This window comes from Rhodoferax mekongensis (genome assembly GCF_032191775.1).
Lineage (GTDB): Bacteria > Pseudomonadota > Gammaproteobacteria > Burkholderiales > Burkholderiaceae_C > Allorhodoferax > Allorhodoferax mekongensis.
This window is the reverse complement of sequence record NZ_CP132507.1, coordinates 983,930-1,010,512: the sequence shown is the minus strand read 5'-3', so window position 1 is coordinate 1,010,512 and position 26,583 is coordinate 983,930. Positions and strand designations below refer to the sequence as shown.

The 26,583-nt window shown below is 61.4% G+C and carries 26 protein-coding genes and 1 pseudogene; 6 read left to right on the top strand and 21 right to left on the bottom strand.

Annotation, left to right across the window (positions count from 1 at the left end; all coding sequences use genetic code 11):
* The first annotated feature begins 78 nt into the window (after positions 1-78).
* A complete protein-coding gene (locus tag RAN89_RS04840) occupies positions 79-858 on the top strand; it encodes a type III pantothenate kinase (protein WP_313868498.1) in 780 nt (259 codons plus the stop codon).
* 15 nt (positions 859-873) lie between these two features.
* Here RAN89_RS04840 and RAN89_RS04835 read toward each other — a convergent pair whose 3' ends face one another.
* Entirely contained in the window at positions 874-1,482 is a 609-nt protein-coding gene (locus RAN89_RS04835; protein ID WP_313868497.1) for a hypothetical protein, read from the bottom strand.
* A gap of 41 nt (positions 1,483-1,523) precedes the next feature.
* Entirely contained in the window at positions 1,524-2,717 is a 1,194-nt protein-coding gene (locus tag RAN89_RS04830) for a M20 aminoacylase family protein (RefSeq protein ID WP_313868496.1), read from the bottom strand.
* A gap of 79 nt (positions 2,718-2,796) precedes the next feature.
* Between RAN89_RS04830 and RAN89_RS04825 the strand changes: the two genes are divergently transcribed.
* Positions 2,797-4,878 carry a molybdopterin-containing oxidoreductase family protein gene (locus RAN89_RS04825; RefSeq protein WP_313868495.1) on the top strand — a complete coding sequence of 694 codons (2,082 nt, stop codon included), beginning with the start codon at positions 2,797-2,799 and terminating at the stop codon, positions 4,876-4,878.
* On the opposite strand, the gene RAN89_RS04820 is transcribed toward RAN89_RS04825, so the two are convergent.
* The 9 genes and pseudogenes from RAN89_RS04820 to RAN89_RS04780 form a co-directional block, all read right to left on the bottom strand.
* A complete protein-coding gene (locus tag RAN89_RS04820; RefSeq protein WP_313868494.1) occupies positions 4,875-5,324 on the bottom strand; it encodes a DUF2721 domain-containing protein in 450 nt (149 codons plus the stop codon). The two genes, RAN89_RS04825 and RAN89_RS04820, sit on opposite strands and share 4 nt — an antisense overlap.
* 69 nt (positions 5,325-5,393) lie before the next feature.
* Positions 5,394-6,356 (bottom strand): Gfo/Idh/MocA family oxidoreductase, encoded by a 963-nt coding sequence (locus RAN89_RS04815; protein WP_313868493.1) that lies wholly within the window; start codon positions 6,354-6,356, stop codon positions 5,394-5,396.
* 1 nt (position 6,357) lies between these two features.
* A complete protein-coding gene (locus RAN89_RS04810; RefSeq protein WP_313868492.1) occupies positions 6,358-7,251 on the bottom strand; it encodes a class III extradiol dioxygenase subunit beta in 894 nt (297 codons plus the stop codon).
* Positions 7,252-7,256: 5 nt separating this feature from the next.
* Positions 7,257-7,706 carry a protocatechuate 4,5-dioxygenase subunit alpha gene (ligA, locus tag RAN89_RS04805; protein ID WP_313868491.1) on the bottom strand — a complete coding sequence of 150 codons (450 nt, stop codon included), beginning with the start codon at positions 7,704-7,706 and terminating at the stop codon, positions 7,257-7,259.
* 104 nt (positions 7,707-7,810) lie between these two features.
* Positions 7,811-8,719: an amidohydrolase family protein gene (locus tag RAN89_RS04800; RefSeq protein WP_313868490.1), complete on the bottom strand. Its 909-nt coding sequence runs from the start codon at positions 8,717-8,719 to the stop codon at positions 7,811-7,813.
* Positions 8,720-8,722: 3 nt separating this feature from the next.
* Positions 8,723-9,979, bottom strand: coding sequence for an ABC transporter substrate-binding protein (locus RAN89_RS04795; protein WP_313868489.1), 1,257 nt, complete (start codon positions 9,977-9,979; stop codon positions 8,723-8,725).
* 21 nt (positions 9,980-10,000) lie between these two features.
* Positions 10,001-10,670: pseudogene (gene ligK, locus RAN89_RS04790) on the bottom strand (4-carboxy-4-hydroxy-2-oxoadipate aldolase/oxaloacetate decarboxylase).
* A gap of 322 nt (positions 10,671-10,992) precedes the next feature.
* Entirely contained in the window at positions 10,993-12,021 is a 1,029-nt protein-coding gene (locus RAN89_RS04785; protein ID WP_313868488.1) for an amidohydrolase family protein, read from the bottom strand.
* 33 nt (positions 12,022-12,054) lie between these two features.
* A complete protein-coding gene (locus RAN89_RS04780) occupies positions 12,055-12,777 on the bottom strand; it encodes a substrate-binding domain-containing protein (RefSeq protein ID WP_313868487.1) in 723 nt (240 codons plus the stop codon).
* Between the two features lie 139 nt (positions 12,778-12,916).
* On the opposite strand from RAN89_RS04780, the gene RAN89_RS04775 reads away from it, so the two are divergent.
* From RAN89_RS04775 to RAN89_RS04765, 3 genes are all read left to right on the top strand, one after another.
* Entirely contained in the window at positions 12,917-13,831 is a 915-nt protein-coding gene (locus RAN89_RS04775) for a LysR family transcriptional regulator (protein ID WP_313868486.1), read from the top strand.
* Between the two features lie 101 nt (positions 13,832-13,932).
* Positions 13,933-14,931 (top strand): Bug family tripartite tricarboxylate transporter substrate binding protein, encoded by a 999-nt coding sequence (locus RAN89_RS04770; RefSeq protein WP_313868485.1) that lies wholly within the window; start codon positions 13,933-13,935, stop codon positions 14,929-14,931.
* Between the two features lie 10 nt (positions 14,932-14,941).
* Positions 14,942-15,448, top strand: a complete 507-nt coding sequence (locus RAN89_RS04765; protein ID WP_313868484.1) for a DUF7482 domain-containing protein — start codon at positions 14,942-14,944, stop codon at positions 15,446-15,448.
* 79 nt (positions 15,449-15,527) lie between these two features.
* On the opposite strand, the gene RAN89_RS04760 is transcribed toward RAN89_RS04765, so the two are convergent.
* From RAN89_RS04760 to RAN89_RS04715, 10 genes are all read right to left on the bottom strand, one after another.
* Positions 15,528-16,475: an AEC family transporter gene (locus tag RAN89_RS04760; RefSeq protein WP_313868483.1), complete on the bottom strand. Its 948-nt coding sequence runs from the start codon at positions 16,473-16,475 to the stop codon at positions 15,528-15,530.
* A gap of 9 nt (positions 16,476-16,484) precedes the next feature.
* Positions 16,485-17,369, bottom strand: a complete 885-nt coding sequence (locus RAN89_RS04755; RefSeq protein ID WP_428984478.1) for a DUF1932 domain-containing protein — start codon at positions 17,367-17,369, stop codon at positions 16,485-16,487.
* An 81-nt stretch (positions 17,370-17,450) separates the two neighbouring features.
* A complete protein-coding gene (locus RAN89_RS04750; protein ID WP_313868482.1) occupies positions 17,451-18,428 on the bottom strand; it encodes a Bug family tripartite tricarboxylate transporter substrate binding protein in 978 nt (325 codons plus the stop codon).
* Between the two features lie 83 nt (positions 18,429-18,511).
* Positions 18,512-19,237 carry an ABC transporter ATP-binding protein gene (locus tag RAN89_RS04745; protein ID WP_313868481.1) on the bottom strand — a complete coding sequence of 242 codons (726 nt, stop codon included), beginning with the start codon at positions 19,235-19,237 and terminating at the stop codon, positions 18,512-18,514.
* On the bottom strand, positions 19,230-20,108 hold the full coding sequence (locus tag RAN89_RS04740; protein ID WP_313868480.1) for an ABC transporter ATP-binding protein: 879 nt from the start codon (positions 20,106-20,108) through the stop codon (positions 19,230-19,232). The genes RAN89_RS04745 and RAN89_RS04740 overlap by 8 nt, the downstream gene beginning before the upstream one ends.
* Entirely contained in the window at positions 20,105-21,112 is a 1,008-nt protein-coding gene (locus RAN89_RS04735) for a branched-chain amino acid ABC transporter permease (RefSeq protein ID WP_313868479.1), read from the bottom strand. The genes RAN89_RS04740 and RAN89_RS04735 overlap by 4 nt, the downstream gene beginning before the upstream one ends.
* A complete protein-coding gene (locus RAN89_RS04730; protein ID WP_313868478.1) occupies positions 21,109-21,984 on the bottom strand; it encodes a branched-chain amino acid ABC transporter permease in 876 nt (291 codons plus the stop codon). Before RAN89_RS04730 ends, RAN89_RS04735 begins: the two co-directional genes overlap by 4 nt.
* A gap of 124 nt (positions 21,985-22,108) precedes the next feature.
* Entirely contained in the window at positions 22,109-23,281 is a 1,173-nt protein-coding gene (locus RAN89_RS04725; RefSeq protein ID WP_313868477.1) for an ABC transporter substrate-binding protein, read from the bottom strand.
* Positions 23,282-23,447: 166 nt separating this feature from the next.
* Positions 23,448-24,293 (bottom strand): ParB N-terminal domain-containing protein, encoded by an 846-nt coding sequence (locus RAN89_RS04720; protein ID WP_313868476.1) that lies wholly within the window; start codon positions 24,291-24,293, stop codon positions 23,448-23,450.
* 50 nt (positions 24,294-24,343) lie between these two features.
* Positions 24,344-25,237, bottom strand: a complete 894-nt coding sequence (locus RAN89_RS04715) for a LysR family transcriptional regulator (protein WP_313868475.1) — start codon at positions 25,235-25,237, stop codon at positions 24,344-24,346.
* Positions 25,238-25,326: 89 nt separating this feature from the next.
* On the opposite strand from RAN89_RS04715, the gene RAN89_RS04710 reads away from it, so the two are divergent.
* Positions 25,327-26,319: a sodium-dependent bicarbonate transport family permease gene (locus RAN89_RS04710; RefSeq protein WP_313868474.1), complete on the top strand. Its 993-nt coding sequence runs from the start codon at positions 25,327-25,329 to the stop codon at positions 26,317-26,319.
* Positions 26,320-26,583: the final 264 nt, after the last annotated feature.

The window sequence follows — 26,583 nt, the reverse complement described above, 5'->3', positions numbered from 1 at the left end:
AGCCCGCCTGCAAATCCGGACGGGCGGCGCGCCGAATCCGGTAGAGTGCGAGCCATAGAGACACAGCTCCCCGGCACCATGACCTTTCTCGCGTTGGACATCGGCAATACCCGCCTCAAATGGGCGCACTATGCGTCCCCCCGCCCCGGCGCCGCCTTGCTGGCACAAGGCGCGGAGTTTCTGGAAAACATCGACAAGCTGGCAGACGGCGCATGGCGCGACATGCCAGCACCTGCCCAGGTTTTGGGTTGCGTGGTCGCCGGTGACGCCGTCAAGCGACGTGTGCAAGAACAAATGGACCCCTGGGACGTGGTGCCGCAATGGGTGGTTGCCAGTGAAGGCGAAGCCGGTTTGCGCAACGGCTATGACCACCCGACCCGCCTGGGGGCAGACCGCTGGGTGGCCATGATCGGGGCCTACCACCACATGTTGAACCAGGGTACGCCCCGCCCCATGGTGGTGGTCATGGTGGGCACCGCGGTGACCGTAGAAGCCATTGCTGCTGACGGCAAGTTTCTGGGCGGGCTGATTCTGCCGGGCCACGGCATCATGTTGCGCGCCCTCGAATCCGGTACGGCCGGCCTGCACGTGCCTACCGGCGAAGTGCGTGAATTCCCCACCAACACCAGCGATGCACTCACCAGCGGCGGCACCTTTGCCATCGCCGGTGCGGTAGAGCGCATGGTGCAACATGTGAGGGCGCACTGCGGTGCCGAGCCCGCCTGCATCATGACCGGTGGGGCCGGCTGGAAAATGGCACCCAGCATGACCCGCCCTTTCGAGCTGGTGGACAACCTGATTTTTGATGGCCTGCTGCAAATGGCCAAGGTCCGCTTCCCGGTGGCCCAAGCGGCCTGAAGGGCTCCGCTGGCGCTACAGGTCCAGCAGCTGGGAAAAGTCGGTATTGCTGGTTCCGGGCGTCTCGCCGGACACCACGGCAGCGGAGTCGAAGGCGTGGTCCAGCACCCGCACTCCGTCACCCGGCGCACTCTGCGCGGAGAGCACCGCACGGTCTACCAAGCGTATCAACTGCGCCCGTGCTGCCTCCTGGGACAAACCATTCAAATCCACGGTCGCCGTGAGGGTCAGCCGCACGGTGGCCAGTTCTGGCACGCGCTGCTCCGGCCGTCCGACAGCACCTGTGTCTTGCAATACCGCGCCGTCCTGGCCGATAAACAGAATGCGTGCACGGCCCTTGGGCGACAACACATGGGACTGCGCATCCGGGTTCACCACCAGCATGGTGCCATTGGCAAAGTCGCGGGCCCAAGCGGTTTTACCCCCCTCAAATCCACGAATCACAAAACCGTATTCACGAGGGGACGCGAAAAAGCGGCCGCTGGCGTCGAGGGCCGGGTCGTCAATCTCCAGCTCATCATGCACAAAGGTGTAGCGGTACTCGCCAGGCCGCGACTGCCGGCGCACGGCAGCCTGCAATCCGCCGGACCGTTCACGCGGGTTGATTTCGCTCCACTGTGTCATGACTCCCCCCCTGTTACATCTTGTAAATCATGATAGCGATTTCAGATGTCAGACGCGAGCCATTCTTCTGCCAAACGCACCCAAAAGGTGGCGCCCAAGGGCAGCAGCTCGTCATTGAAGTCATAGCTCGGGTTGTGCAAAGTGCAAGGGCCGGCGCCATGGCCCAGGGTACGGTGGTCACCATCTCCGTTACCGATAAAGGCGTAGCAGCCGGGTTTGGCTTGCAACATGAATGAGAAGTCTTCGGCGCCCATGGTGGGCTCCTGGGTGAACACCTTGTCGGCGCCCACAATGCTTTCCATCACCTTCGCAGCAAACGCCGCCTCCTTGGGCGCGTTGATGGTGGGCGGGTAGTTGCGCACAAATTCAAACTCCACGCGGGTGTTGAATGCGGCACACAGGTTCTCACTCATCTCGCGCATGCGACGCTCAATCAGGTCCAACACTTCGATGGAGAACGTACGCACCGTGCCCTGCAACTCGCAGCGGTCAGGAATCACATTGGTGGCTTCGCCGGCGTTGATCATGGTGACCGAGATCACACCCGCATCGATCGGTTTCACATTGCGACTGATGATGGTCTGAAAGCCCTGCACCAGCTGGCAAGCTACCACCACCGGGTCGATGGCGTTGTGCGGGATGGCCGCATGGCCGCCCTTGCCGCGGATGGTGATCTTGAATTCGTTGCTGGAGGCCATCACCGGGCCTGCGCTGGCTGCGAATGTGCCCGCTGCCATGCCCGGCCAGTTGTGCATGCCGAACACGGCCTCGACTGGAAACTGTTCAAACAAGCCGTCCTTGATCATTTCGCGGGCACCGCCGCCGCCCTCTTCGGCGGGCTGGAAAACCAGGTACACGGTGCCGTCGAAGTTGCGGTGCTTGGCAAAGTGCTGGGCCGCAGCCAGCAGCATGGCGGTGTGGCCATCGTGCCCGCAGGCGTGCATCTTGCCGGCATGTTTGCTGGCGTGGGCAAAGGTGTTGAACTCTTGCATGGTCAGGGCGTCCATATCGGCGCGCAAGGCCAGTGCGCGACTGGAGGTGCCGGCTTTCACAATACCCACCACCCCGGTAGTGGCCATCCCGCGGTGGATGGGAATGCCCCACTCTGTCAGCTTGGCAGCCACCACATCCGCCGTGCGAACTTCCTGGAAGCACAGCTCCGGATGGGCATGGATATCTTTGCGCAGGGCCGCAATTTCGGGGGTGTTGGCAACAATGGGCTCTATCAGTTTCATGGCAAGTGTCCTCCGCAGGAAGAGAAATGTCCCTCCCTTGTCATCTCAAGAGCATACGCAATTCGGTAAAGTCCGCACCATGCACTCAGACACTCCCGCGACCTCTCCATCCCCCGCAGGCACCGCCCACATTTTGGGCGCCTGCCCCCACGACTGCCCCGATACCTGCTCCATGCTGGTCACCGTGCAGGATGGCGTGGCCATCAAGGTCCAGGGCAATCCGGATCACCCCGCCACCCACGGCGCGCTGTGCACCAAGGTATCGCGCTACACCGAGCGCACCTACCACCCCGAACGGCTGCTGCACCCGCTCAAACGTGTGGGCCCCAAGGGTTCAGGCCAATTTGAGCGCGTGAGCTGGGACCAGGCTCTGAGCGACATTGCCGAGAAGCTCCAGAGCATTGCAAAGCGCGACCCGCAGGCCATCCAGCCTTACAGCTATGCCGGCACCATGGGGCGTGTGCAGGGCGAAGGCATGGCGGCCCGCTTCTTCAACAGATTAGGCGCCGCCCGGCTGGACCGCACCATTTGCGCCTCGGCTGGCGCCGAAGCCATGACGCTCACCCTGGGCAACAAGGTCGGTACCAAGGTGGAGTTTTTTGCAGAGGCCAAACTCATCCTGATCTGGGGCAGCAACTCGATTGCCAGCAATGTGCACTTCTGGCGCCATGTGCAAACCGCCAAACGCAATGGCGCACGCATCATCTGCATAGACCCGCGCCGCTCCGAGACGGCCGAGAAATGCCACCAGCACATCGCCCTGCTGCCCGGCACCGATGCTGCCCTCGCGCTGGGCCTGATGCATGAGCTGATCACCCACGACTGGCTGGACCACGACTACATCGCCCGCCACACTGAGGGGTGGGAAGGGCTGCGTGCGCGCGCCCTGCAATGGACGCCCGAGCGCACCGCAGAGGTCTGTGGCATTACTGCTGACGAAGTGCGCACACTGGCCCGCGAATACGGCCAGACCGCACGCACTGGCTTGCCCGTTGCCATTCGCATGAACTACGGGCTACAGCGGGTGCGTGGCGGCGGCAACGCGGTGCGCGCGATTGCCTGCCTGCCCGCACTGGTGGGCGCCTGGCGGCACCGCGCAGGCGGCGTGTTGCTGTCCAGCTCGGGCTATGTACCCATCCAGACCATGGCGCTTGAACAGCCCGAGCTGCTGGCCGGCCGCACGCCCCGCACCATCAACATGAGCACCATTGGCGACGACTTGCTGCGCCAGGCCAGCCCCGAGTTCGGACCCGCGATTGAAGCCCTCATCGTCTACAACAGCAACCCCGTTGCGGTCGCCCCGGAGTCCGCCAAGGTGGTGCAAGGCTTTGCGCGCGAAGACTTGTTTACCGTGGTGCTGGAACACTTCCAGACCGACACGGCCGACTATGCCGACTACGTGTTGCCCGCCACCACCCAGCTGGAGCACTGGGACGTGCACAGCAGCTACGGCCATACTGACATCCTGCTCAACCGCCCTTCCATTGCCCCGCTGGGCGAGGCGCGCACCAACACCCAGTTCTTCCGCGACCTGGCACAGCACATGGGCTATACCGAAGACGTGTTTTCGGAGTCCGATGAGAGCTTGTGCCGGACTGCCTTTGGCGACAAGGTGGACTTTGGCTTGTTACTGCGCCAGGGCTATGCGCCCCTGCCCGTGCCGGATGCCCCGTTTGCCGATGGTGGCTTTCCGACGCCCAGCGGAAAGTGTGAGTTTTTCAGTGCACGTCTGGCCGAGCGCAGTGAAGACGGCCTGCCCGACCATGTGCCGAACTACGAGCCCGCTGGCGCAGACCCGCGCTACCCCCTGGCCATGATTTCGCCGCCCGCGCGCAACTTTTTGAACTCCACTTTCGTGAATGTGAGAAGTCTGCGCGACATTGAAGGCGAGCCTTTGGTAGAGCTGCATGAAGCCGATGCTACGCCACGCGGTATTGCGGATGGGGATGAGGTCACGGTGTTCAACGCCCGCGGCACCCACCGTTGTGTGGCCCGCGTGTCCGCCCGTGCGCGACCCGGAGTGGTCAATGGCTTGGGCATCTGGTGGCGCAAACTGGGCCGCGACGGCACCAATGTGAACGAGCTGACCAGCCAACGCCTGACCGACATGGGACGGGCGCCCACGTTTTACGACTGCGCAGTGGAAGTGAAAAAAAGTTAGCGCTTTTTGCGCCCGAAATTGAGCAGGCGGGTGGCGATGAAGGTCTCCACCATGAAGCAGATCAGCGCGCTCAGAAAGCACACCACCCCGCCCAAGAAACTGAAGATGGAAATGCGCAGGCCGGGGAAGTCGATGGTCTCTCCGAGGAACAGCACCACGATGGTGAGGCCGATAAGGAAGGCGCACGCGGTCAGCAGTGCAATGCTGGTGTTGGCCAGCAGGCCACGGCTACGCAACTCGGCGAGTTCTGCGTAACCGTCGGCGTCTTCCGCAGGATGCGTGCCTTGTTTGATCCGGGTCTCCACATTGCGTGCGCGATCGATGATGCGCGCCAGGCGCTGTGCCACCGCACCGATCATGCCGGACACCGCCGTGAGCAAAAACACCGGCGCGACCGCCAGCTGGATGCCGTGCGACACCGTATCGGGATCCATTGGAAAAACCATAGCGACTACCTCATCAGAAACAACAACGCGGCCCCGCGGCCGCGCTGTTGCCGGATTGTAGGCCTGACCTTAGCCTTGCTGCGCCAGTTGCTGCTCCAACTGGTGCAACACGCGGTAGCAGTCCAGCACGCGCCCCACGCTGGAGTTGGGTTCACGGCCTTCCTTGATGGCAGCGAAAAACTCGCGGTCTTGCAGTTCGATGCCGTTCATGCTGACAGCCACGTTGCTCACGTCGATTTTCTCTTCCTTGCCGGTGAACAGGTCGTCGTAACGGGCGATGTAGGTCGCTGTATCGCCGATGTAGCGGAAGTAGGTGCCCAAGGGGCCGTCGTTGTTGAAGCTCAGTGACAAGGTGCAAATCGCACCATTGGCTGCGCGCAGCTGGATGCTCATGTCCATGGCGATGCCCAGCACCGGGTGGATGGGGCCTTGGATGGCGTTGGCCTGCACGATGGGACTATTGGCCTGGTAGGCAAACAAGTCCACGGTATGCGCAGCGTGGTGCCACAGCAAGTGGTCGGTCCAGCTGCGGGCTTGGCCTAGCGCGTTGGTGTTGGTGCGGCGGAAGAAGTAGGTCTGCACATCCATCTGCTGGATGTTGAACTTGCCTGCCGTGATCTGCTGGTTCACATACTGGTGGCTGGGGTTGAAGCGGCGGGTATGGCCGCACATGGCAACCAGACCGGTCTTCTTTTGCTCGGCCACCACGGCATCGGCGCCCGCCCAGCTATCCGCCAAGGGTATTTCCACTTGCACGTGCTTACCGGCTTTCAAACAGGCCAGCGTTTGCTCCGCGTGCATCTGGGTCGGGGTGCACAAAATCACAGCATCCAGCTCAGGGATTGCCAGACTTTCAGACAGCTCGGTAGTCACATGGCCCACGCCATACTTGGCGGCCACTTCTTTGGTTTTATCCAGCTCACGGCCAATGAGGGAAATAACTTCCACGCCCTCGATGTTTTGGATGCCGTCCAGGTGTTTGACGCCGAAAGCGCCAGCGCCTGCCAGCGCCACTTTGATGGTTTTGGTCATATCAGTTGTTTTCCAGAATGAGGTGTCCCACCGCCGTGTTGCTGGCGGGTACATGATAAAAACGGTGCTTGACGCTCACGGAGTGTGCGCGGGCTGCTTCCAAATCTGTAGCATCGTAGGGTACGTCCGACATGGCGCCGCGGGCGATCAGCCACATCACCAACTCAATGCCTTCGCTGCCGGCTTCGCGCACGTAGTCGATGTGCGGCGTGGCGGCGCAGGCGGCCGGGTCGGCAATCATCTGGTCCAGCCAGGCGTTATCCCACGCGCGGTTGATCAGGCCGGCACGCGCGCCTTGCAGCTGGTGGCTCATGCCACCGGTGCCCCAGATGTGCACATTCAGATCTTCGTCGTAGCTTTCCACCGCCTTGCGGATCGCCTTGCCCAAGTTGAAGCAGCGCTGGCCGCTGGGCACGGGGTACTGCACCACGTTGACCGCAAACGGAATCACCGGGCAGGGCCAGCTGTCCTTCACAGGGTCTTTTTCGCCGCACATCAGGCTCAGGGGTACGGTCAGGCCGTGGTCCACATCCATTTTGTTGACGATGGTGAGGTCAAAGTCCTGCTGGATCACCGAGTGAGCAATGTGCGAGGCCAGGTCAGGGTGGCCTTGCACCTTGGGCACCGGGCGGGGGCCGAAGCCCTCGTCGGCCGGTGTGTACTCCGCAGCGGTACCGATGGCGAAGGTGGGAATCATGTCCAGGCTGAAGGCGGTCGCGTGGTCATTGAAGACCAGGAAGATCACGTCAGGCTTGTTGTCCTTCATCCACTGCTTGGAATACTCATAGCCGGCAAACAGCGGCTTCCAGTAGTCCTCCTGGGTCTTGCCCAGATCCATGGCGGCGCCGATGGCCGGCACGTGGGAGGTGAATACAGAGGCGGTAATTTTGGCCATGGGGTTCAGTCTTTCTTGCCACCAACGGTGGATTGTTGGCCTTGGGGTTGGCGGTGGGCCTGGGCGTCGCCGTCCTCACCAATGTAGCGGTTTCCTTCGGCCGAGCGGCCACCGGCCAGCATCATGGCGCGGTACTCTTCTTCGGTCATGCCGGTCATGCTGCCGGCCATCTGCTGGAAGCTGCGGCCATGGGTGGCGCCGATCTTGGCCAGGAAGTAGATATTGCCGCCCAGCTGCATGGCGCGGTTCAGGTCCATGTCAATCACGGCCTGCTTCTGCTCCTCGCTCATGGGCCACTCGTTCAGGTAGGCGCGCTGGTCGGCCTTGAAGCGGGTGCGGTTGTCGGCCTTCATGAGGCTCATGCAGAACTGGTTGAGCCAGTAGCCTCTGCGGCTCTGCTCGGCATCAAAAATGATGGTGCCAGGGATGTCCTGGTAGGGTTTATCGAGTGCCATTCAGTACTTTCTCAAAACAATAGAAATCGCCGCAGGGCCGCCCCAAGGCGATTTGCGCCCCCTCCGGGGGCAGCGATCCGCGCAGCGGCAGATCGTGGGGGCCGTCAATCCTTCCAATAGAGGCGGTTGGGGTTGTCCACCAGCAGCTTGCGTTGCAGCTCTGGGGTGGTGGCGATGTGGGGAATGAAGTCCACCAGCAGGCCGTCATCGGGCATGTGGTCCTTCAGGTTGGGGTGCGGCCAATCGGTACCCCACAACACGCGATCCGGGAACTGCTCGACGATGCGTTTGGCAAAGGGGATCACGTCGCGGTAAGCGTGTTGCTCGCCGTTCAAAGCTTTGGGGCCACTAACGCTCAGGCGTTCGGGGCAGCTCACTTTGCTCCACACATTGCTGTGCTCTCGCATGAACTTTTCAAACAAGGCGAATTGCGGACCATCTACCGGCAGCGACACATCGGGCCGGCCCATGTGGTCCACCACCACCGTGGTCGGCAGTGCGGTAAAAAAGTCCCACAGTTCGGGCAGGTCCACCGCCTCAAAGTAGATCACCACGTGCCAGCCCCACTTCGCAATGCGGCCGGCAATTTCCATCAGCTCGTCCTTGGGCGTGAAGTCCACCAGGCGCTTGACGAAGTTGAAGCGTACGCCGCGCACACCGGCATCGTGCATGGCCTGGATCTCTTCGTCGGTGACGCTGCGCTTGACGGTGGCCACACCGCGCGCTTTGCCATTGCTGGCGATGAGTGCATCCACCATGGCACGGTTGTCAGCGCCATGGCAGGTGGCTTGGACAATCACGTTTTTCTCAAAGCCCAAGTGGTCGCGCAAGGCAAACAACTGGTGCTTAGAGGCATCACACGGCGTGTACTTGCGCTCGGGCGCATAGGGGAATTCGGCACCGGGGCCGAACACATGGCAGTGCGCGTCGACAGCTCCTGCAGGCAGTTGGAACGCGGGTTTGGCAGGACCGCTGTACCAATCCAGCCAGCCCGGGGTTTTTTCAAATTGCATGGTTCACTTTCTATGGTTACCTGTAGCCACAGCGGCAGGCTCTTTGCCACTGAGAGCGGATGCCACAACGCGCCGGAACTCCACTGAGTTCATGGCAACCTGGGTTTGGTTGGGCAACTCCACATTGCCTCCTTCAATCGCACGCACTGTCGCCAGCACGCGCGGACGGCCGTCTCGCACGACAACGAAATAGCTATCGCGGTTGAGGTCACCAAAGTAGTCGTAGCTGGTCGAGCTCAGCAGCTCGGGGTATTTGCGCAGTTCAAAGCGGGTGTCGCGCATGGCTTTCATGAACGCTGTCTGGTCGACCTTGCCAGCCACACCCAAGCCTGCCTTGATCGCCTGCACCACGAAATAGCCTTTGATGGCGTTGTGGTCCGGCCGCGCACCGTAGCGCGCAACAAAACGGTTGCTGAAAGCCTGCACTGTGGGAACCGGCGCCTCGGCCGATGCAATCATGTGCGCCAGTATTCCCTCTCCCGCGCCCCCAGCAGCCTCGAGTACGGTCTGACTGGCCACCAGACCGTCAGTAAACACCGGCTTGCTGAAGTTCTGGCGCCGCAGCTCCTTGAGAAGCTCAATTGCTTCCGTCTCGGTCGTGTAAAACAGCAAGGCATCCGGTGCTGCCGCAATCAGCTCGCTCACCTCTTTGCTGAAATCCGCCTGTCCGGGCTTGATGGCCCGATCAAAGCCGATGTTTACATTGCGCCGCTTGAGCACCGTGCTGAGCGCGGCTTTTCCATCGCGTCCGAGATCATTGTCAATGGTGATCAAGGCCAGGCTTTTGAGTTCCAGCCCGAAGGACACCAGCGACGCCAAGCGCGGTGCGGAAGACGGCTGCGACAACGAGCTGCGCAGCAACGTCGGATGGAACTGCCGGGTCACTGACGCCGCCTCACCGGCGGTGAAGTGCGGAATACCAGTGCCGGCCGTCAAGGGCATGGAGGCGAGCGTCAGGCCCGAAAACACGGGACCGATCACCGCAAAAGGCTTGGTGGCAACTGCTTGCGCCATGGCCTCTTTGGCAGCCTCGGGCTTGGTATCAATGTCGTACTGGGTGAGCACCAGCTTTTGGCCGAGCACGCCACCCGCCGCATTGATTTCGTCCACTGCCATGCGGTAGCCGTTTTTGAAGCTGTTGCCTGCCAGGGCGCCGGGGCCCTTGGCCTCGGTCACCGCGGCTAGCGGAATCTGCGCATGGGCCGCCACGACACCGGCGCAGGCCAACGCACACAGGCCGCGCAGTGCTTGAGGTGCCATTTTTCGCAACACGATGGCGCTTCAGTCGATGTACTTCAAACCCAGCGCAGCCAGGGGCTCGCGCATCTTGTACATGTCCAGCCCCAGCACGCCGGCGGCCAGCTTCTCGCGCTTTTCGCCTTCGAAGCTTTCACGCTTTTGGGCAGCGGCCAGCGTGGCAACGGCTTTGGCTGCGGGCACACACACCACGCCATCGTCATCTGCCACGATCACATCACCGGGGGTCACCAGCATGCCGGCACACACGATAGGAATGTTGACCGAGCCCAAGGTGGCCTTGATGGTGCCCTTGCTGCTGATGGCCTTGCTCCACACGGGAAAGCCCATGCGCTGCAGCTCTTTCACGTCGCGCACACCGCCATCAATGATCAACGCGCGGGCGCCGCGGGCTTGGAAGCTGGTCGCCAGCAAGTCACCGAAGAAACCGTCGGTGCACTCTGCCGTGACCGTGGCCACCACGATATCACCGTGCCGCCACATGCATCATCCAGTTGTCGCCGGGTTGCAGCAGCACGGTCACTGCGGTGCCGGACACCTGCACGCCGCTCTGGATGGGGCGCATATAGGGCTTGAGCAAGCCCACGCGGCCCATGGCTTCGTGCACGGTGGCAGAGCCCAAGGCGGCCAAGCCATCTGCGGCTGCGCGGTCTGCGCGGGTGATGTTGCGGTAGCAAACGCCTAATTCATACATATTCAAGACTCCTTCATATTTCTGGCTGCATTTCTCACTGGACCTGCTTTTCGCTGGACCTGCAGCAGAGCAGGGGCAAGTACCTTCGTTCATGTCCCCCGCCCGCTGCGCGGGCTCCTCCTTGTTTTCACTGCGGCACTCACCCCTGCTCTGCTGCTGCGAACGAAATTGGCTTCATTCAGCCACCTATCCAAAAACGCTGGCAAGGCTTGGGGTGGTTATGCGTTTTGCGAAGGTCAAGGAGGAGCCCGCAAAGCGGGCGGGGGACACGCAGCAAAACGCATGGCCACCACTAGCCCTCCAAGAGCAGCGCAAAACCAAATTACCGCCCCTTGGCCTTCAAAACCGCATCCAGCCGCGGAAACACGCGGCGGGCATTCCCCTCGTAAATCTGGTGCCGATCATCCGCACTCAGGATCTTGGACGCCTCGATATACCGCTTGGTGTCGTCGTAATAGTGGCCGGTCTGCGGATCAATCCCGCGCACCGCACCAATCATCTCGGACGCGAACAACACGTTCTTCACCGGGATCACGGTGTTGAGCAAGTCAATACCGGGCTGGTGGTACACGCAGGTATCGAAGTAAATGTTGTTGAGCAAATGCTCCTCCAGCAGCGGCTTCTTCAACTCCTGCGCCAAGCCGCGGAAACGGCCCCAGTGGTAAGGCACAGCGCCGCCGCCGTGTGGAATCAGGAACTTGAGCGTTGGGAACTGCTTGAACAGGTCGCTGGTCAGGCACTGCATGAAGGCGGTGGTGTCCGCGTTCAGGTAGTGGGCGCCGGTGGTGTGGAAGCAGGCGTTGCAGCTGGTGGACACGTGAATCATCGCGGGGATGTCGTACTCCACCATCTTTTCGTAAATGGGGTACCAGTGCTTGTCGCTCAAGGGGGGCGATGTCCAGTGACCGCCGCTGGGGTCGGGGTTCAGGTTGATGCCCACGTTGCCGTATTGCTCCACGCACTTCACCAGCTCAGGGATGCAGGTGGCGGGGTCCACACCGGGGCTTTGCGGCAGCATGGCGGCAGGGATGAAGTTGTCGGGGAACAGCTGGCTCACGCGGAAACACAGCTCGTTGCAGATAGCCGCCCAGGTGGCACTGGTGTTGAAGTCGCCGATGTGGTGGGCCATGAAACTGGCGCGCGGGCTGAAGATGGTGAGGTCAGAGCCCCGCTCTTTCATCAGGCGCAGCTGATTGGATTCGATGGTTTCGATCAGCTCGTCATCGCTGATCTTCAGGTCCGCCACCTTGGGGCCCAGTTCGGGCGTGGACAGGTTGGCGATCTGGGCATTGCGCCAGTTTTCCAGCGCCTTGGGGGCCGTGGTGTAGTGGCCGTGGCAATCAATGATCATGGAAGTCTCCGGTGATGTTGTCGGTATGTGTGCTTATGCGGGCTCCATGCCCTGGCGCAGCTTGGCGGCATGGGCCTGGGGCGATGCCATGTAGTCCAGCAGCGCGCGCACGGCGTCGGCTCGGCTGCTGTGCGCACCGAGGCCCGCAGAAAAGGTGGTGGTGATCTGTATCTCTGCGGGCAGCGGGCCCACGATGCGGATGCCATTCACGTGGATCAATTCGCTGAGCTGCTGAAAGCCCAACGCCACTTCGCCCCGCGCTACCAGCGTGCCTACCGGCACGCCGGGGGGCGCTTGCACGATGCGGCTTTGAATCTCGTCGGCAATGCCCCAGCGCTCAAACAGCTTGGCCAGCGCCACACCGCTCGGGCCGGTGGAGTAGCTCAGGGTAGGCGCTGCCAGCACGGCTGCACGCACTGCAGCTTCCGAGCTAATGTCAGGCGCCGCGGCGCCCTCTTTCACCGCAACGGCGACGCCGGAGTGCACCAGATCTACGCGGCTACCGGCAGCCAGATGGCCTGCCGCCAACAGCTTGTCAATGGCGTCCGACGCCAGAAACACGATGTCGAACACCTCACCCGCTTGCACCCGCTTGGCGGCGTCTACTCCGCCCACAGACTCCAGCGCGAGGTGCACGCCCGTGGCAGCCTCATACGCCTTAGCCAGCTCCGTCAACACTTGGCGCGTGGCCATGGAGGAGATAGCTTTCAGGGTCAGTCCCGCAGGGGCGTGGGAGGGAAAGGCAGGGGTTTGCATGCTGGCTATTCTGTTCGGCCAAGCAGGCTTTGATAAGCCGAGGGGGCGACTAGCAGCTATCACATATCGGCATAATTGACGCGCAGCTATTCTCAGAAGAAACTCGCTCATCTGGGAAAGCCGCTATGGAATTGTTGCTATGGACTTGAAACAGTTGGAATACTTTGTGCGCGTGGCCGAAATGGGCAGTTTTACCCGCGCCTCCATCTCGCTGGACGTGGCCCAGCCTGCGCTGAGCCGCCAGATCCGTCTGCTGGAGGTGGAGCTGCGCCAGAACCTGCTCACCCGCAATGGCCGTGGCGCAGTGCCCACTGAAGCCGGCAAGTTGTTGCTGGAGCACGGCCGCGGCATCCTGCACCAGGTGCAACTCACCCGGGAAGAGATGGGCGCCGCCCGCGGCGCGCTGGCCGGAAGGGTGTCCATAGGCCTGCCGCCCAGCCTGTCCAAGCTGATTACCGTGCCGCTGGTGAAAGCCTTTCGCGAAGCCCTGCCCCACGCCCACCTGACCCTGACCGAGGGCTTCTCGGTGCAAATGCACGAAGGCCTGCGCCTGGGTAACCTCGACATGGCGGTGCTTTACAACCCCGGCCAGAGCACCGACCTGGAAATGAGCACGCTGGATGAAGACGAGCTCTCGCTCATCTCGCACAACCCCAGCGGCGGCAAAAAAGGCAAAGGCAAAGCGGCGCCCGCCATCAGCCTCAAAGAAGTAGCGGCGCTACCGCTCATCCTGCCCAGCCGGCCCAATGCCTTTCGCATCCTGCTGGAGGGCGAGATGATGGCGCTGGGCCGCCGGCCTGAAGTGCTGCTGGAGGTCGACGGGCTCAACGCCATCCTGAACCTGGTGAAAGAAGGCATGGGCCACGCTGTGCTGCCCAGCTACACGCTGAGCAACTTCGACAACCCCGAGACCTTCACCGTGCAATCCATCCACAGCCCGCGCATCATGAGCCAGCTGATGCTGGTGTGGTCCGCTCGCCGCCCTACCACCCAGACCCAGCGCAAGGCGATGGACGTGGTCAGCAAGGTGGTGCTGGAAGCCATTCACCGCTAGCGTGCTCACAGTTTTTTGCATAGCTGCTATTCCGTGCACTGCTTGCTATGCAACCGGCACTGCCCCCACACTGCCGGCACAACTATTCAGAGGAGACACCCATGACCCGGATCGCTACCAAATTCATAGCTGCTTGCGCAATCTTGACGGGCGCTAGCGGCCTGTTTCTATCGCAATCTGCAGTGGCACAGACTGCCGGCACCTACCCTGCCAAACCCATCCGGCTGGTCGTGCCTTTCACACCCGGCGGGTCCACTGACATCCTGGCGCGCGCCATCGGCCAGAAGCTCAACGAAGCCTGGGGCCAGCCGGTGGTCATCGACAACGTGCCCGGTGCAGGTGGCTCGATTGGTGCCGACCGCGTGGCCAAAGCCCCGGCCGACGGCTACACCCTGCTCATGGGCCACATCGGCACGCTGGCGGTCAACCCTTCGCTGTACCCCAACCTGCCCTACGACCCCATCAAGAGCTTTGCGCCTGTATCCTGGGTGGCGCGCGTGCCCAACGTCTTGGTGGTGCACCCCAGCGTGCCGGCCAAGAGCGTGAAAGAACTGGTGGCATTGGCCAAGTCCAAGCCCGGCCAGCTGAACTACGGCTCCGGCGGCAACGGCAGCGCGGCCAACCTGGCGACAGAGTACTTCAAACTGCAAACCGGCAGCTCGCTGCTGCACATCCCCTACCGCGGCACGGCCCCTGCGGTCACCGACCTGGTGGGCGGCCAGATTCAGGTGTTGTTTACCGGCGCACCGGCCGTCATTAACCAGGTCAAGGCCGGGCAACTGCGTGCGCTGGCCGTCTCCAGCCCCAAACGCCTGGACGCATTGCCGGACCTGCCCACCGTGGCGGAAACGGGCTACAAAGACTTCGAAGCTGACCAGTGGTATGGCGTGGTGGCTCCGGCCGGCACGCCCGCCGAGGTGGTGGCCAAGCTCAATACCCAGATCAATCTGGCGTTGAACTCGCCCGAACTCAAAACCCGTCTGAACACAGAAGGCGCCATCGCCACGCCGGACACCCCTGCCAACTTCGGCAAACTGATTGCAGCCGAAATTGCCCGCTGGAAGCCGGTGATCAGTGGCGGGCGGGTGAAGGCGGACTGAGGACACTCACGTGCACCGCAGAAGCGCGCTCCTTCTTTTGGCGATGCTGGTTTCTGGCTGCGCACACCTCACAGGGCAGCGCAGCGAAACGGTGTTGCCCGTGAGCCGTGCCTGGGTGGATGGCCGGCAGGTGGAATATGTGACCACCGATATCTCTGACGCCACCATGGCAAGCGCCCTGGGCGTGAACTACGTCCCCCGCTTGCGCCATGCCATAGGCGCGCCGCAGTCCCTGTTGGAACGCGTTTACAAGTTCAGTGGGAACGAGCAGATCAGCATTTTTCAGTCAGCGCCACTACCTATCGGCGCGCTCAATGCGGACAATGCCTACAGCCCGCTCTGGCGACTCGTGCTGGTCACATGGCGCGCACCTCACACGGCGCGTGTACTGACATCAGAGGAAGAACTGCTGGCTGCGGAAGACGCCGGACAGGTCCGCCTAGACCTCACCGACATCGTGGTCAACTGCCCCGTCACGAAGGCGGTGGGCGGCGAAGGGCTTAGCGGGGTTCGCTGAGCGCATTACACCGGCATCACTGACGCCGACGCCCTCCCCGTAGTGCCTGACTGCACTGGCACCATGGCATCCATGCGCCTCAGAGCGGATAGTGCTTCAACACCCACAACAGCACATTCAACGTGAAGAACGAGCCCACCGTCGCGGCCAGCAATGTGGCTGCGCTCACTTCTTCATGGCCGTACTTCAGCGCGAGGATAGGGTAGACGCCCAGCATGGGCATGGCGGCAAACAGCAAAGCTGCGGTGCGCAGCTGCGGGTCAGCAATCGGCACCACAAAGGTAAACGCGAGAAACACGCACAGCGGGTGCAGCACCAGCTTGCCGAGGGTGATCTGCCCCACTAACCGGCGCTTGCCCTTGAGCTGCAAACCAACGAGAGCCCCGCCAATGACAAACAGCGCAAGGCCGGTAGTCGCCTGCGAGAACAGCGTGATGGTGCGCGCCAATGGGCCGGGTAGAGCCCAGCCCATGACGGACACCAGCAGTGCCAACGGAATCACCACCAGCATGGGCGTGCGCACCCAGCCCCGGGCGATGTCCCGCAGCACGGTGCCCCAGGTGCGGTGCGCGCCGGCATCGGCGTTGTCGGCCAGGGTGAGCAGCACGGGCAGCTTGATGAGGTTTTCAAACAGCATGTTGAGCGCCAGCGCTACCGGCGCAATGCTGCCCAGCACCAGTTGGGCCACGGGGTAGCCCATGTAGCCGCTGTTGGAGCAGGCGGTGCCCATGGCAAAGAAGGCGCGGTAGCTGCCGGTGCTGCGGTTCATATAACGGGCCCACAGGTAGCTGCACAGTAGCATGACCCCTGAGCCCAGGCCATAGGCCAGCAGGTAATCCATGTGCATCACATCCCGCAGGGGGCGCTGGGCAATGGCATTGAACAGCAGCGCAGGCAAGGCCAGGTTGAGCACGAATTTGCCCAGTATCCGCAAATCCGGTTTGCTGAACACACCCGTACGGGTGCAGAGGTAACCCATGGCAATGCACAGGTAAATGGGGCCGGTGATGGCCAGGATATCAAGCATCAGTACCTGTCAGTCAGTGGTGCGGCGGGCGAGGAGCGCGTCAGCGTAATCCTGCCAAATGGCGTTGGGGGCGACGTTTGCAAAGGCGCCGGTGCGGGCCTGGTCAGCCACCCACTGCTGTTTGTCGGCAATGGCGCCGGCCATGGTGGGCGCAAAGCCGGCCTCGCCCACGGTGCGGGCGGATTCGCGCATTTCTTCGGCGCGCCGCTGGCCGTGCTGGGCGACGCGGCTGAAGAAGTAGGAGCCCTGCTTCTCCCAATCGATGCTCGGAAAGGTTTCGGCCAATGTGGGCAGGACATGGGCCTCCACCCCGTAGGCACGCGCGGTGGTGTAGCTTTCGATGACCAGGGCCTCCAGCCCCTTGATCATGACGCTGCGGCACATTTTGATGGCCGAGGCCACACCGATGTCGGCCGACACGGCCTTGGCATCCATGCCCAGCGCCTGCAAAGCGGCGGCCAAGCTGGCGGCCTGCGGGCCACCCAGCAACATGGGCACGCGGATGCCATAGGGCGGCACCGAGGTCATGACGCCGGCTTCCACATAGTGCGCACCGGTGGCCTGCACCAGTGCAGCGGCTTGCTGCTTGGTGCCGGGAGAGGCGGAGTTGAGGTCCAGAAACACCATGCCCGCGCGAAGGTGCGGGGCTGCAGCTTGCGCCACCGACAGGGTGTTGGACGCGGTCACCGCGCTGATCACCCAATCGCTTGCATCGCACAGCGCTTGCATGGAGGTCGCTTGCAGCACGCCGCCCGTGGTGGCCGCACCCGCAGCGTCATGAAATTGGATGTCCCATGCGCTGACGCTTTGAAAGTGCGGTAACAGGCCGGCACTGAAAATGCGCCCGACTTCGCCATACCCCACCAGCCCGAGCCGGCTCGCTGACAGATTCATCTTCCACCCTTGAATTTTTAAGTAATTGGCTGCTAGCGCCCACGCAACATGCGCGAGCAGCTCCTGAAACCATAGCAACTTTCACAAACGCGGCACACCGGCTTTGGAAATGACTTCGCTCCAGCGCTTGATCTCGCTGCCCAACAGCTCGCCTAATTTCTCGGGTGAGGAGCCCTTGGCTTGCACGTTGAGTTCAAACAGCTTTTTCTTCACGTCGGGGTGGGCTAAGGCGGCTTGTACTTCCTTGTTCAGCCGCGCAATCACGTCCTTGGGTGTTTTGGCAGGCGCTGCCAGCGCGTTCCAGGACGACACATCGAAATTGGCCACGCCACTTTGCATGACGGTGGGCACATCGGGCACCTGCGCAGCGCGCTCGTCCCCCAGAATGGCCAGCGGGCGCACCGCCTTGGAGTTGACCTGACCCATCATGGGCCCGAGGATTTCGATAGCCACATCTACCTGCCCACCGCGCAGGGCCGTGGTGAGGGCGGGTGTGCCGTTGAAGGGCACGATCAAGAAGTCCAGCCCGGTGCGCGACTTGAACAACTCGGCCGCAAGGTGCTGGGTGCTACCGATGTTGATGGTGCCCACATTGAGCTTGCCGGGGTTGGCCTTGGCATAGGCCATGAGCTCGCCCAGATTTTTGTAAGGTGCATTGGCCGATGCGAGCACGGCCAAGTCAAAGTAACCCAGCGTGGAGATGGGCGCGAAGTCGTGCTGCGCGTCGAATGGCAGGCTCTTGAAGAGGCCGGCACTCACTGCAGTGCCATTGGACATCAACAGCAGCGTATGGCCATCGGGCTCCGCCTTGGCCACCGCCTCGCCCGCGCCCACACCACCGGCGCCCGGCTTGTTATCGATAATGACCGGCTGCCCCAGCGACTCCGAGAGCTTTTGCGCCACAGTGCGGGCCGTCAGGTCGGCCACACCACCGGCGCCGAAGGGCACCACGATGCGGATGGGCTTGCTCGGGAAGGTGTCGGCAAGAGCGGGGATTGCTGCGGTCAGCGCAGACGCAGCGATAGCAGCCATTGCGCTGCGGCGTGTGAAACGGTTCATGCTTGTCTCCTTTAAAGTAAAAAGAGCTACTGGCGCTTATGGAATATGCGCGAGCAGCTCTTGTTTTGATAGCAAATTACCAGCTATCGGGCCACGCCCAGCAGCCTGTCGAGCAGCTCAGGCTGCTCGCGCAGTCCTTGGGCGGTGCCACTGTGGACTACGGTGCCGCGGTCCAGTACCGCAGCGGTGTCGCTGATGGCCAGAATGGCTTGCGGGTGCTGCTCCACGATGATGGCAGAGAGGCCCTCTTCGCGGGTGATACGGCGGATGGCACGCAACAACTCCTGCACGATGATGGGCGCCAAGCCTTCACAAGGCTCATCCAGCAGCAGAAGCGTGGGGTTCAGCACCAGCGCGCGGCCCACGGCCAGCATTTGCTGCTCGCCACCGGAGAGCTGGGTGCCCAGGTTGGTCTTGCGCTCGGCCAGACGGGGAAATAGCTCGTACACGCGCTCGGGGGTCCACATCGCGGCCTTGCGGCCGGCGCGGGCCGGGCGCGCCACCGCGGTGAGGTTTTCATCCACCGTGAGCGACTTGAAGATGTTGCGCTCTTGCGGCACCCAGCCGATACCGGCGGCCGCCCGCTCGTGCTGGGGCATTTTGTGCAAGTCGGCGCCCCCTAAGCGCATGGTGCCGGCGTGCTGCCGGGTGGCGCCGGCCAGGGTGTTCATGAACGTGGTTTTGCCGGTGCCATTGCGACCCAGCAGCGCCAGCGTTTCGCCTTCGTTGATAGACACTGACACGCCGTGCAACACCACAGCCTCACCGTAACCGGCAGACAGGTTTTCTACTTTGAGCAGCTCACTCATGATGACCTCCCGCCCCCAAGCTCGCCACTCCGTGTGCTCCGCTGCCCCCCGAGGGGGCTTTCGCGTCTTGGGGCGGCCCGGCGTCGCTCGCTCCTTCGCCTTCGGCGTGGCCGAGGTACACCGCCTTGACCTGCGGGTCATTGGCAATTTCTTCGGGGTTGCCCTCGGTGAGCATGGTGCCGTTGACGAGCACCGTCATGCGGTTTGCAAAGCTGAAGACCAGATCCATGTCATGTTCAATCAAAAGGATGGACACATCCGCCGGCAGGGCTGCCACGGTTTGCAGCAGCTCTTCGCGCTCGCCGGCAGGCACACCGGCCACCGGTTCGTCGAGCAAGAGCACGCGCGGCTCGCAGGCCAGCGCAATCGCAATCTCCAGCAGGCGGCGCTTGCCGTAAGCCAGCACCCGGGTTTCCTGGTGCATGACGCTGCTGAGGTGGAACTGCTCGAGCAGTTGCTCGCACCGCTCCAGCACACTGCGCTGGGCGCCCAGCGGCTGCCACCACTTGCCGCCCAGGCCCTGGTGCTGGCTGACCACCATGGCCAGGGTTTGCATCGGGCTCATGCTGTCAAACAGTTGGTTGATCTGAAAGGTACGCACCATGCCGCGGCGCACACGCTGGTGCGGTGCCAAATGCGTGATGTCTTCCCCTTCGAGGACGATGCGGCCTTCCGTAGGCTGGAGCACGCCGGTCAACAGGTTGATGAGTGTGGTTTTGCCGGCGCCGTTGGGGCCGATGAGTGCATGGCGCGCACCTTTTTGCAGGTTAAGCGTGACGTTGTTGGTGGCGGTGATGCCGCCAAACTTCATCACCAGCCCTTGCGCGCTGAGTACGGTGTTGGAATTCATGGGAGTAGAGGTGGCGCTCATGCAGCACCTTCCTTCTTCTTGGAGGACGATGTGCCGAACCAGGTCCAGGGGCGCACCACACGCTCGCGGCCCACCAGCATGAGCACCACGAGGAAAAGGCCGATCCAGAAGGTCCAGTACTGCGGGGTGATGCTGGAGATAGCGTCCTGCAACACCTTGAACACGATGGCACCGATGACGCCGCCATACAACCAGCCCACGCCGCCGATCACCAGCAGTAGCACCAAGTCTGCTGAGCGGTGGAACTCGAACACGTCGAGCGAGGCAAAGCCGGTGGTCTGCGCCAGCAGCGCCCCGGCCATGCCGGCAGCACCTGCAGCTACCGTGTAGGCCACTGCGATGCGGCTGGCCACTGGAATGCCGATGGCCATGGCGCGCAAGCGGTTGTCGTGAATGGCCTTGAGCGTGCTGCCGAAAGGCGAGTTCACAAAGCGGCGTGCCAACACAAACATGATGAACAACACCACGATGGAATAGGTGGCCGCCGTGCTGCCGTACAGGTCGAACTCGAAGCGGCCGAGCAAGGGGCCCATCATCACGCCCTGCAGGCCGTCGGCACCGCCGGTGAGCCAGTCGAGCTTGTTGGCGAGTTCCATCAGGATCAGGCCCACGCCCATGGTCACCATGAGGCGGGTCAGGTCGGTACCGCGCTGCACGGTCACACTGCAAATGGCGCCCAGCACCGTGGATACGACCATGGCCACTGCCAGACCGAACAAGGGGTCGGGGTTGATGTGCTTGGAGAACAAGGCTGCGGTATAGGCGCCCATGCCGAAGAAGGCCGCATGGCCCAGCGACACAATGCCGGTGTACCCGAGGATGATGTCCAGGGACAGGGCAAACAGGGCAACGATGGCAATCTCGTTGATGATGAGTGCGTGGGTGTTCATGACCCAGGGCAATGACAGGGCCACTGCCCAGAGCAGCAGCTCCCACCAGCGCCAGCGGCCGGCACGCATCAGGATATTGGTGTTGTTCATGGAAGAAGAGTCCGGGGTGTTCATGCCTTGCCACCTTTGCGCACAAAGAGGCCTTGCGGGCGCCAGACCAGGATGATGATCATCAGGCTGTACACAATGAAGGCGCCGAGTTTGGGGATGTAGTACTTGCCTGCGACGTCAGCAATGCCCAAGAGCAATGCTGCCAAGAGTGGCCCGGTAATGCTGGAGGTACCGCCCACGGCCACCACGATCAAGAAGTAAATCATGAACTTGAGCGGGAAGGTGGGATCCATGCCCAGCACGTCGGCGCCCAGCGCGCCGCCCAGACCGGCAAGGCCGGAGCCCACCGCAAAGGTAGCCAGAAACACCACATTCACATTGATGCCCAAACCGGCGGCCACCCGTTGGTCGTCCACCGATGCGCGCAGGCGGCTGCCGAAGCGGGTTTTGGTCAGGATGTGCTGCAGGGCAATGGTCAGTGCGGCACACACGGCGATGTTGAACAGGCGGTAGTGGCCCATGCCCAGCATCCAGGCACCCTCACCGATTTCGGTGCGTCCTTTGAGCCATTCAGGCAGCTGCACGATCTGCTGGGTGGAGCCCACAAAGTAGTCCACCGCGGCCACCGCCATGAAGGTCAAGCCGATGGAGAACATCACCTGGTCCAGGTGCGGCCGCTTGTACAAGGGGCGATACAGGGTGCGCTCCAGGATGGCACCCAGCACAGCCGACGTTAGAAATGCAATGGGCAGGCAGACAAGAAAAGGCACATTCAGGCGCTGCATCAACAGCACAGTGACGTAGCCGCCAACCATGGCGAAGGCGCCGTGTGCGAGGTTGACGAAGTTCATCAAGCCCATGGTGACGGCGAGGCCGACCGCGAGGATGAACAACAACATGCCGTAAGCAATGCCGTCAAAGAGGATGGTCAACATAAAGGTGGTGTCCGGGTCGTTCTTGCTGGAAATCGGCGGAGTCCGGGCAACAAAAAAGCGAGGGGGTTGCCATCGCTTTTTTGCCTGCAGACTGCCGCCGGTCGTCAGCGGTCAGATAAGTCGATTAACGGGCTTTGCCTGGGTCTTTGACGTCTTTGATCACATCAAATTCCACGTTGTACAACTGGCCGTCTTTCTTCTCCACTTTGCGCAAATAGATGTTCTGCACGATGTCGCGGGTCTGGGCGTCGATGAAGATCGGGCCGCGGGGGCTCTCGAAAATCTGGCCCTTCATGGCTGCCAACAAGGCATCACCACCGCCCTGGCCCTTGGTAGCCTTGAGCGCTTCGTAGATCACGCGCATACCGTCGTAGCCACCCACCGCCATGAAGTTGGGACGCAAGTTGTTGTTGGCCTTTTTGAAGGCTTCGACAAACTTCTTGTTGACGGCGGAGGGGTGGGCTGCCGAGTAGTGGTGCGAAGTGACCACACCCAAGGCGCCATCGCCCATGTCGTTCAACTGGTCGTCATCGGTAATGTCGCCGGGGCCGATGAGCTTGATGCCGGCCTTGTCCATGCCGCGCTCCAAGAACTGCTTCATCACCGCTGCGCCTGCGCCGGAGGGCACGAACACAAACAATGCATCGGGCTTCAGGTCGCGCACTTTTTGCAGGAAGGGGGCGAAATCAGGGTTGCGCATGGGCACGCGCAGGCTGTCGACGATGGTGCCGCCATTGAAGGTCAGGCGATCCTTGAAGAACTTCTCTGCATCGAGGCCGGGACCGTAGTCAGACACCAGGGTCACAACTTTCTTGATGCCGTTTTTGGGAGCCCAGTCAGCAATGGCGACTGCAGCTTGCGGCAGCGTGAAGCTGGTGCGCACGATATAGGGCGACGCTTCTGTAATACTGGAAGTGGCAGCAGCCATCACCACCTGAGGGGTCTTGGACTGGGTGGCCAGAGGCGCTGTTGCCAGCGCGGAGGGGGTGATACCGAAGCCGGCCAATACATTGACCTTGTCATTGACGATCAGCTCTTGCGCCATGCGCTTGGTCACGTCAGGGATGCTGGTGTCGTCCTTGATGATGAGCTGGATTTTCTTGCCGGCAACGGTGTCACCGTTTTGGGCCATGTAGAGCTTGGCGGCTGCCTCAATCTGGCGACCTGTGGTGGCCTGCTGTCCGGTCATGGGCAGGATCAAGCCGATTTTGAAAATATTGTCTTGGGCAAAGACAGTGGAACCGGCGATTGCCAACGAGGCCAATGCGGTTGCGCGGAGGAAGTGGCGTTTGTTCATGTTTGTCTCCTGAACGGTTTTTCGAATCACACTGCGTGCGACTATCGCCCTTTGCAACTGCTATTGCAACTGCGGATATGCACTCTTAGTTATTCCATTTTGCAATATCCGCCCACTCCGTGCTACATCAATGTGGCCCCGAGGGTTATCGAACTCGCCACTCCAGTCACGGATTTCTCAAGGCTTGCAGCTGCTGGCGCAGTTCCGCGTTCTCTGCTTCCAGTGCCGCTACTCGCTGTTGAAGTGCTGCGACGGTGGCTAAGGGGTCTATTCCCTCTGTGGCAGCGTCGTCAGGTGCGAAGGCCGGCACACTATGTTCAGCCATCGCTTCACGGGCTGCACGCTTGGCGTCCCGCACGCGCTTGGCAGCAAGCTTGAGCTCCTCTTTGCCGGCGCTCGCTGCTGCGACCTGCTCTTCTGCGGGCAAAGTAGCCACTGCAGCGGCTGCATTGATGGAGATGACACCTGATTTCACGGCGGCCACCAGCTCTGGAGCCGCTTGCTTCTGGATTTTTTCAATCATCACCACCTGGCTGCTGCTCAGGCGTGCGGCCTTGGCAAGGTCTTCCCGACTTTTGAAGGCGGGTGCAACCGGTGCGTCGGTGATTGGAGTTGAGGTGACCGTGCTTTCGCTTGTCGCCTGTGGGGCAGGTTCTGCCGACAAGGCGTCTACGAGGGCCAGCTGTTGGCGCGCCGCCAGAATTTCGCGTTTGCGCAAAGCCAGAACACCGCGCTGAAAGTCAGACACACTTCGGCGCCCCAGATGCTGGTCGATCATCCAAAGGTGCACGTCATCCATGGATTTGAACAAGGCACTCTGCACGGTGTTGAATGGCAGGCCGTGCTTGCGGCAGATGCCATAGCGGTTGTGGCCATCCACCAGCACATCACCCCATAGCACGAGGGCGTCCCGGCACCCCTCATTCAGGATGCTTCGCTCCAACGCAGCATGCTCTTCAGGGGTAAGTGGGTCGATGTAAGCCTTGAGCTCTTCGTTGACGATAATGTCCATGCTGAATGTGCGCGCAAAAGGGCTGGATTGTAGGTCGTGGCCCTGCGCGATCACCCCGCCACAGCGAAGCGCTCCAGGTAGCCCATGAAGGCCTCTGCCAAGGGTGACAGGCGCTTGCCCTGCAAATGCACTGTGTACCAGTTGGAAACGATGGGAAAGCCTTTCACTTCCAGTACGGCGAGTCCTTGGCCTGCGATGTCCGGACCCAACGCGTGCCGTGAAACCACCGATAGGCCCAGCCCCCCTGCGACCGCTTGCTTAAGGGCCTCGTTGCTTCCCATTTCCAAGCGGATACGCGGAATGAAATGGTGTGACGCAAAGTGGGCATCGGTATTGAGGCGAGTGCCGGACCCTTTTTCGCGCAGTACGAAGCGCTCGGCCTGCAAGTCTTCCAATGCAATGTTTTTTGTCAGCGCCATTGGATGGGCCAGTGGTGCAATCAACACGAGGGGATTGGCCAGAAATGCGTGGGCGACGGCATCAATGTCGGCGGGTGGCTTGGACATGATGTAGAGGTCATCCACGTTCTCGCGTAAGCGCTGCACCACGCCGTCGCGATTCAGTACTTCCAGCGATATCTCCACCTCTGGATGCATGCGACAGAAATCTCCCAACAAACGGGGCGTGAAGTATTTGGCGGTGCTCACCACGGCCAGCCGAAGACGACCCGCAGTCAGCCCACGCCTTGCGGCAATGCCTTGTTCGAACAGGTCCCATTCATGGAGCATGGCCCGTGCGGTGGCCTCGAGGTCGCGGCCGGCCTCGGTTAACTGCAGTTTTTTGCCCGTTACCTCGTACAAGGGCATGCCGACACTGTCGGTTATCTCCTTGAGCTGCATGGAGACGGTGGGCTGCGTGACGTGCAATGCACGAGAGGCGGCAGTAATGCTCTCTTGCTCGGCTAAGGCGAGAAAGGTTCGCAGTTGCTTGAAAGTGACGTTCATAGATATACACCTATGGTGCAATGCGGTAATTTTGATTTTACTTTATGAGTTCTTGTTTTTAGGATCGCTACATCCTCCAGGACTCTCACATGCAAGCACTTCTAGACCCCGCTATCCTTTTCTTCCTTCTGGGCGTTCTCGCCGGTTTTCTCAAATCGAATCTGGAAGTCCCCGCTCAAATTTCGCGCTTTCTGGCGCTGTACCTCCTCATGGCTTTAGGTCTGAAAGGTGGTTTTGCGTTGGCTAAATCGGGGTTTACCGCGGATGTGGCCATGGCTTTGGCACTCGCGCTCTTACTGGCAGTCTTGATCCCCGGAATCGGATACTTGGTCATGCGCAAGCTGTTGGCACCGTTTGACGCCGCCGCGGTTGCTGCGACTTACGGGTCCGTGAGTGCAGTGACCTTCATCACCGCTGTTCAGTACATGGAGTCCCGCGGTTACGCGTTTGGTGGCCACATGGCCGCAGCCATGGCGTTGATGGAGTCACCTGCAATCATTATTGCCATCGCAATCGCAGCTCAGCTCCGTAAGCGCCAGCCTGTCGTGGCCAATGCGTCACCAAATGCGCCTGCACAAGGTAGTTTGAAAAGTGTCCTGCATGAGGCGCTGACCGACGGTGCGCAGTTTCTCTTGCTGGGTTCCATGGCCATCGGCTTCATGACAGGGCAGGATGGCAAGCTGGCTATGGAACCCTTTACGGGCAGCCTGTTCAAGGGGATGCTGGCGTTTTTCCTCCTCGACATGGGACTCAGTGCGGCCCGCAACCTTCCCAAGTTGAAAGGACAGACACCATGGATCTACGCCTACGCGGTGGTTGCCCCTTTGCTACATGCCGGTCTTGCCTTGGGTTTGGGATATGTCTTTGGTCTGGCGGCTGGGGACTTGGCGCTTTTAATGGTGCTTGCCGCGAGCGCCTCGTACATTGCCGTACCAGCAGTGTTGAAACATTCGATGCCTGAAGCGAATCCGGCGCTGTATTTCGGAATGTCACTGGGGATCACTTTACCGCTCAACTTGGTGATCGGTATCCCACTGTATGTGCAGCTTGCATTTCAGGCCGTCGGCACTCCTGGGCCTTAACATCGGCGCATGAACTTAGCTAGCACAACGATTACATCGCGACTACAGCAAGAATATTCACGACTTTTCCTGGTCGCAGGTCGTAATGGGGATTGCTTGATCAATGAATTGGGGTTGGTGCGCGCCCTCGTTGTGGAAGTCACTGTGCCATTGGGTTGGAAGGCACTTTCCCAGGTTTGGTACGGGGTTCAAACCGATTTCGGACTTCCTGCCTGTTGATTCCAACTGAACACTGGGCCACTTTGAGGCGAATTCTAGTCGAAA

Bases quoted from the DNA above. Each gene is read 5' to 3' on its own strand.
- RAN89_RS04780 (WP_313868487.1), bottom strand. From the start codon at position 12,777: ATGCAAACCCCTGCCTTTCCCTCCCACGCCCCTGCGGGACTGACCCTG.
- RAN89_RS04820 (WP_313868494.1), bottom strand. From the start codon at position 5,324: ATGGTTTTTCCAATGGATCCCGATACGGTGTCGCACGGCATCCAGCTG.
- RAN89_RS04825 (WP_313868495.1), top strand. From the start codon at position 2,797: ATGCACTCAGACACTCCCGCGACCTCTCCATCCCCCGCAGGCACCGCC.
- RAN89_RS04750 (WP_313868482.1), bottom strand. From the start codon at position 18,428: ATGAACCGTTTCACACGCCGCAGCGCAATGGCTGCTATCGCTGCGTCT.
- RAN89_RS04770 (WP_313868485.1), top strand. From the start codon at position 13,933: ATGACCCGGATCGCTACCAAATTCATAGCTGCTTGCGCAATCTTGACG.
- RAN89_RS04795 (WP_313868489.1), bottom strand. From the start codon at position 9,979: ATGGCACCTCAAGCACTGCGCGGCCTGTGTGCGTTGGCCTGCGCCGGT.
- RAN89_RS04725 (WP_313868477.1), bottom strand. From the start codon at position 23,281: ATGAACAAACGCCACTTCCTCCGCGCAACCGCATTGGCCTCGTTGGCA.
- RAN89_RS04755 (WP_428984478.1), bottom strand. From the start codon at position 17,369: ATGAATCTGTCAGCGAGCCGGCTCGGGCTGGTGGGGTATGGCGAAGTC.
- RAN89_RS04830 (WP_313868496.1), bottom strand. From the start codon at position 2,717: ATGAAACTGATAGAGCCCATTGTTGCCAACACCCCCGAAATTGCGGCC.
- RAN89_RS04785 (WP_313868488.1), bottom strand. From the start codon at position 12,021: ATGATCATTGATTGCCACGGCCACTACACCACGGCCCCCAAGGCGCTG.
- RAN89_RS04815 (WP_313868493.1), bottom strand. From the start codon at position 6,356: ATGACCAAAACCATCAAAGTGGCGCTGGCAGGCGCTGGCGCTTTCGGC.
- RAN89_RS04715 (WP_313868475.1), bottom strand. From the start codon at position 25,237: ATGAACGTCACTTTCAAGCAACTGCGAACCTTTCTCGCCTTAGCCGAG.
- RAN89_RS04735 (WP_313868479.1), bottom strand. From the start codon at position 21,112: ATGAACACCCCGGACTCTTCTTCCATGAACAACACCAATATCCTGATG.
- RAN89_RS04775 (WP_313868486.1), top strand. From the start codon at position 12,917: ATGGACTTGAAACAGTTGGAATACTTTGTGCGCGTGGCCGAAATGGGC.
- RAN89_RS04835 (WP_313868497.1), bottom strand. From the start codon at position 1,482: ATGACACAGTGGAGCGAAATCAACCCGCGTGAACGGTCCGGCGGATTG.
- RAN89_RS04760 (WP_313868483.1), bottom strand. From the start codon at position 16,475: ATGCTTGATATCCTGGCCATCACCGGCCCCATTTACCTGTGCATTGCC.
- RAN89_RS04800 (WP_313868490.1), bottom strand. From the start codon at position 8,719: ATGCAATTTGAAAAAACCCCGGGCTGGCTGGATTGGTACAGCGGTCCT.
- RAN89_RS04745 (WP_313868481.1), bottom strand. From the start codon at position 19,237: ATGAGTGAGCTGCTCAAAGTAGAAAACCTGTCTGCCGGTTACGGTGAG.
- RAN89_RS04730 (WP_313868478.1), bottom strand. From the start codon at position 21,984: ATGTTGACCATCCTCTTTGACGGCATTGCTTACGGCATGTTGTTGTTC.
- RAN89_RS04810 (WP_313868492.1), bottom strand. From the start codon at position 7,251: ATGGCCAAAATTACCGCCTCTGTATTCACCTCCCACGTGCCGGCCATC.
- RAN89_RS04840 (WP_313868498.1), top strand. From the start codon at position 79: ATGACCTTTCTCGCGTTGGACATCGGCAATACCCGCCTCAAATGGGCG.
- ligA (WP_313868491.1), bottom strand. From the start codon at position 7,706: ATGGCACTCGATAAACCCTACCAGGACATCCCTGGCACCATCATTTTT.
- RAN89_RS04710 (WP_313868474.1), top strand. From the start codon at position 25,327: ATGCAAGCACTTCTAGACCCCGCTATCCTTTTCTTCCTTCTGGGCGTT.
- RAN89_RS04740 (WP_313868480.1), bottom strand. From the start codon at position 20,108: ATGAGCGCCACCTCTACTCCCATGAATTCCAACACCGTACTCAGCGCG.
- RAN89_RS04720 (WP_313868476.1), bottom strand. From the start codon at position 24,293: ATGGACATTATCGTCAACGAAGAGCTCAAGGCTTACATCGACCCACTT.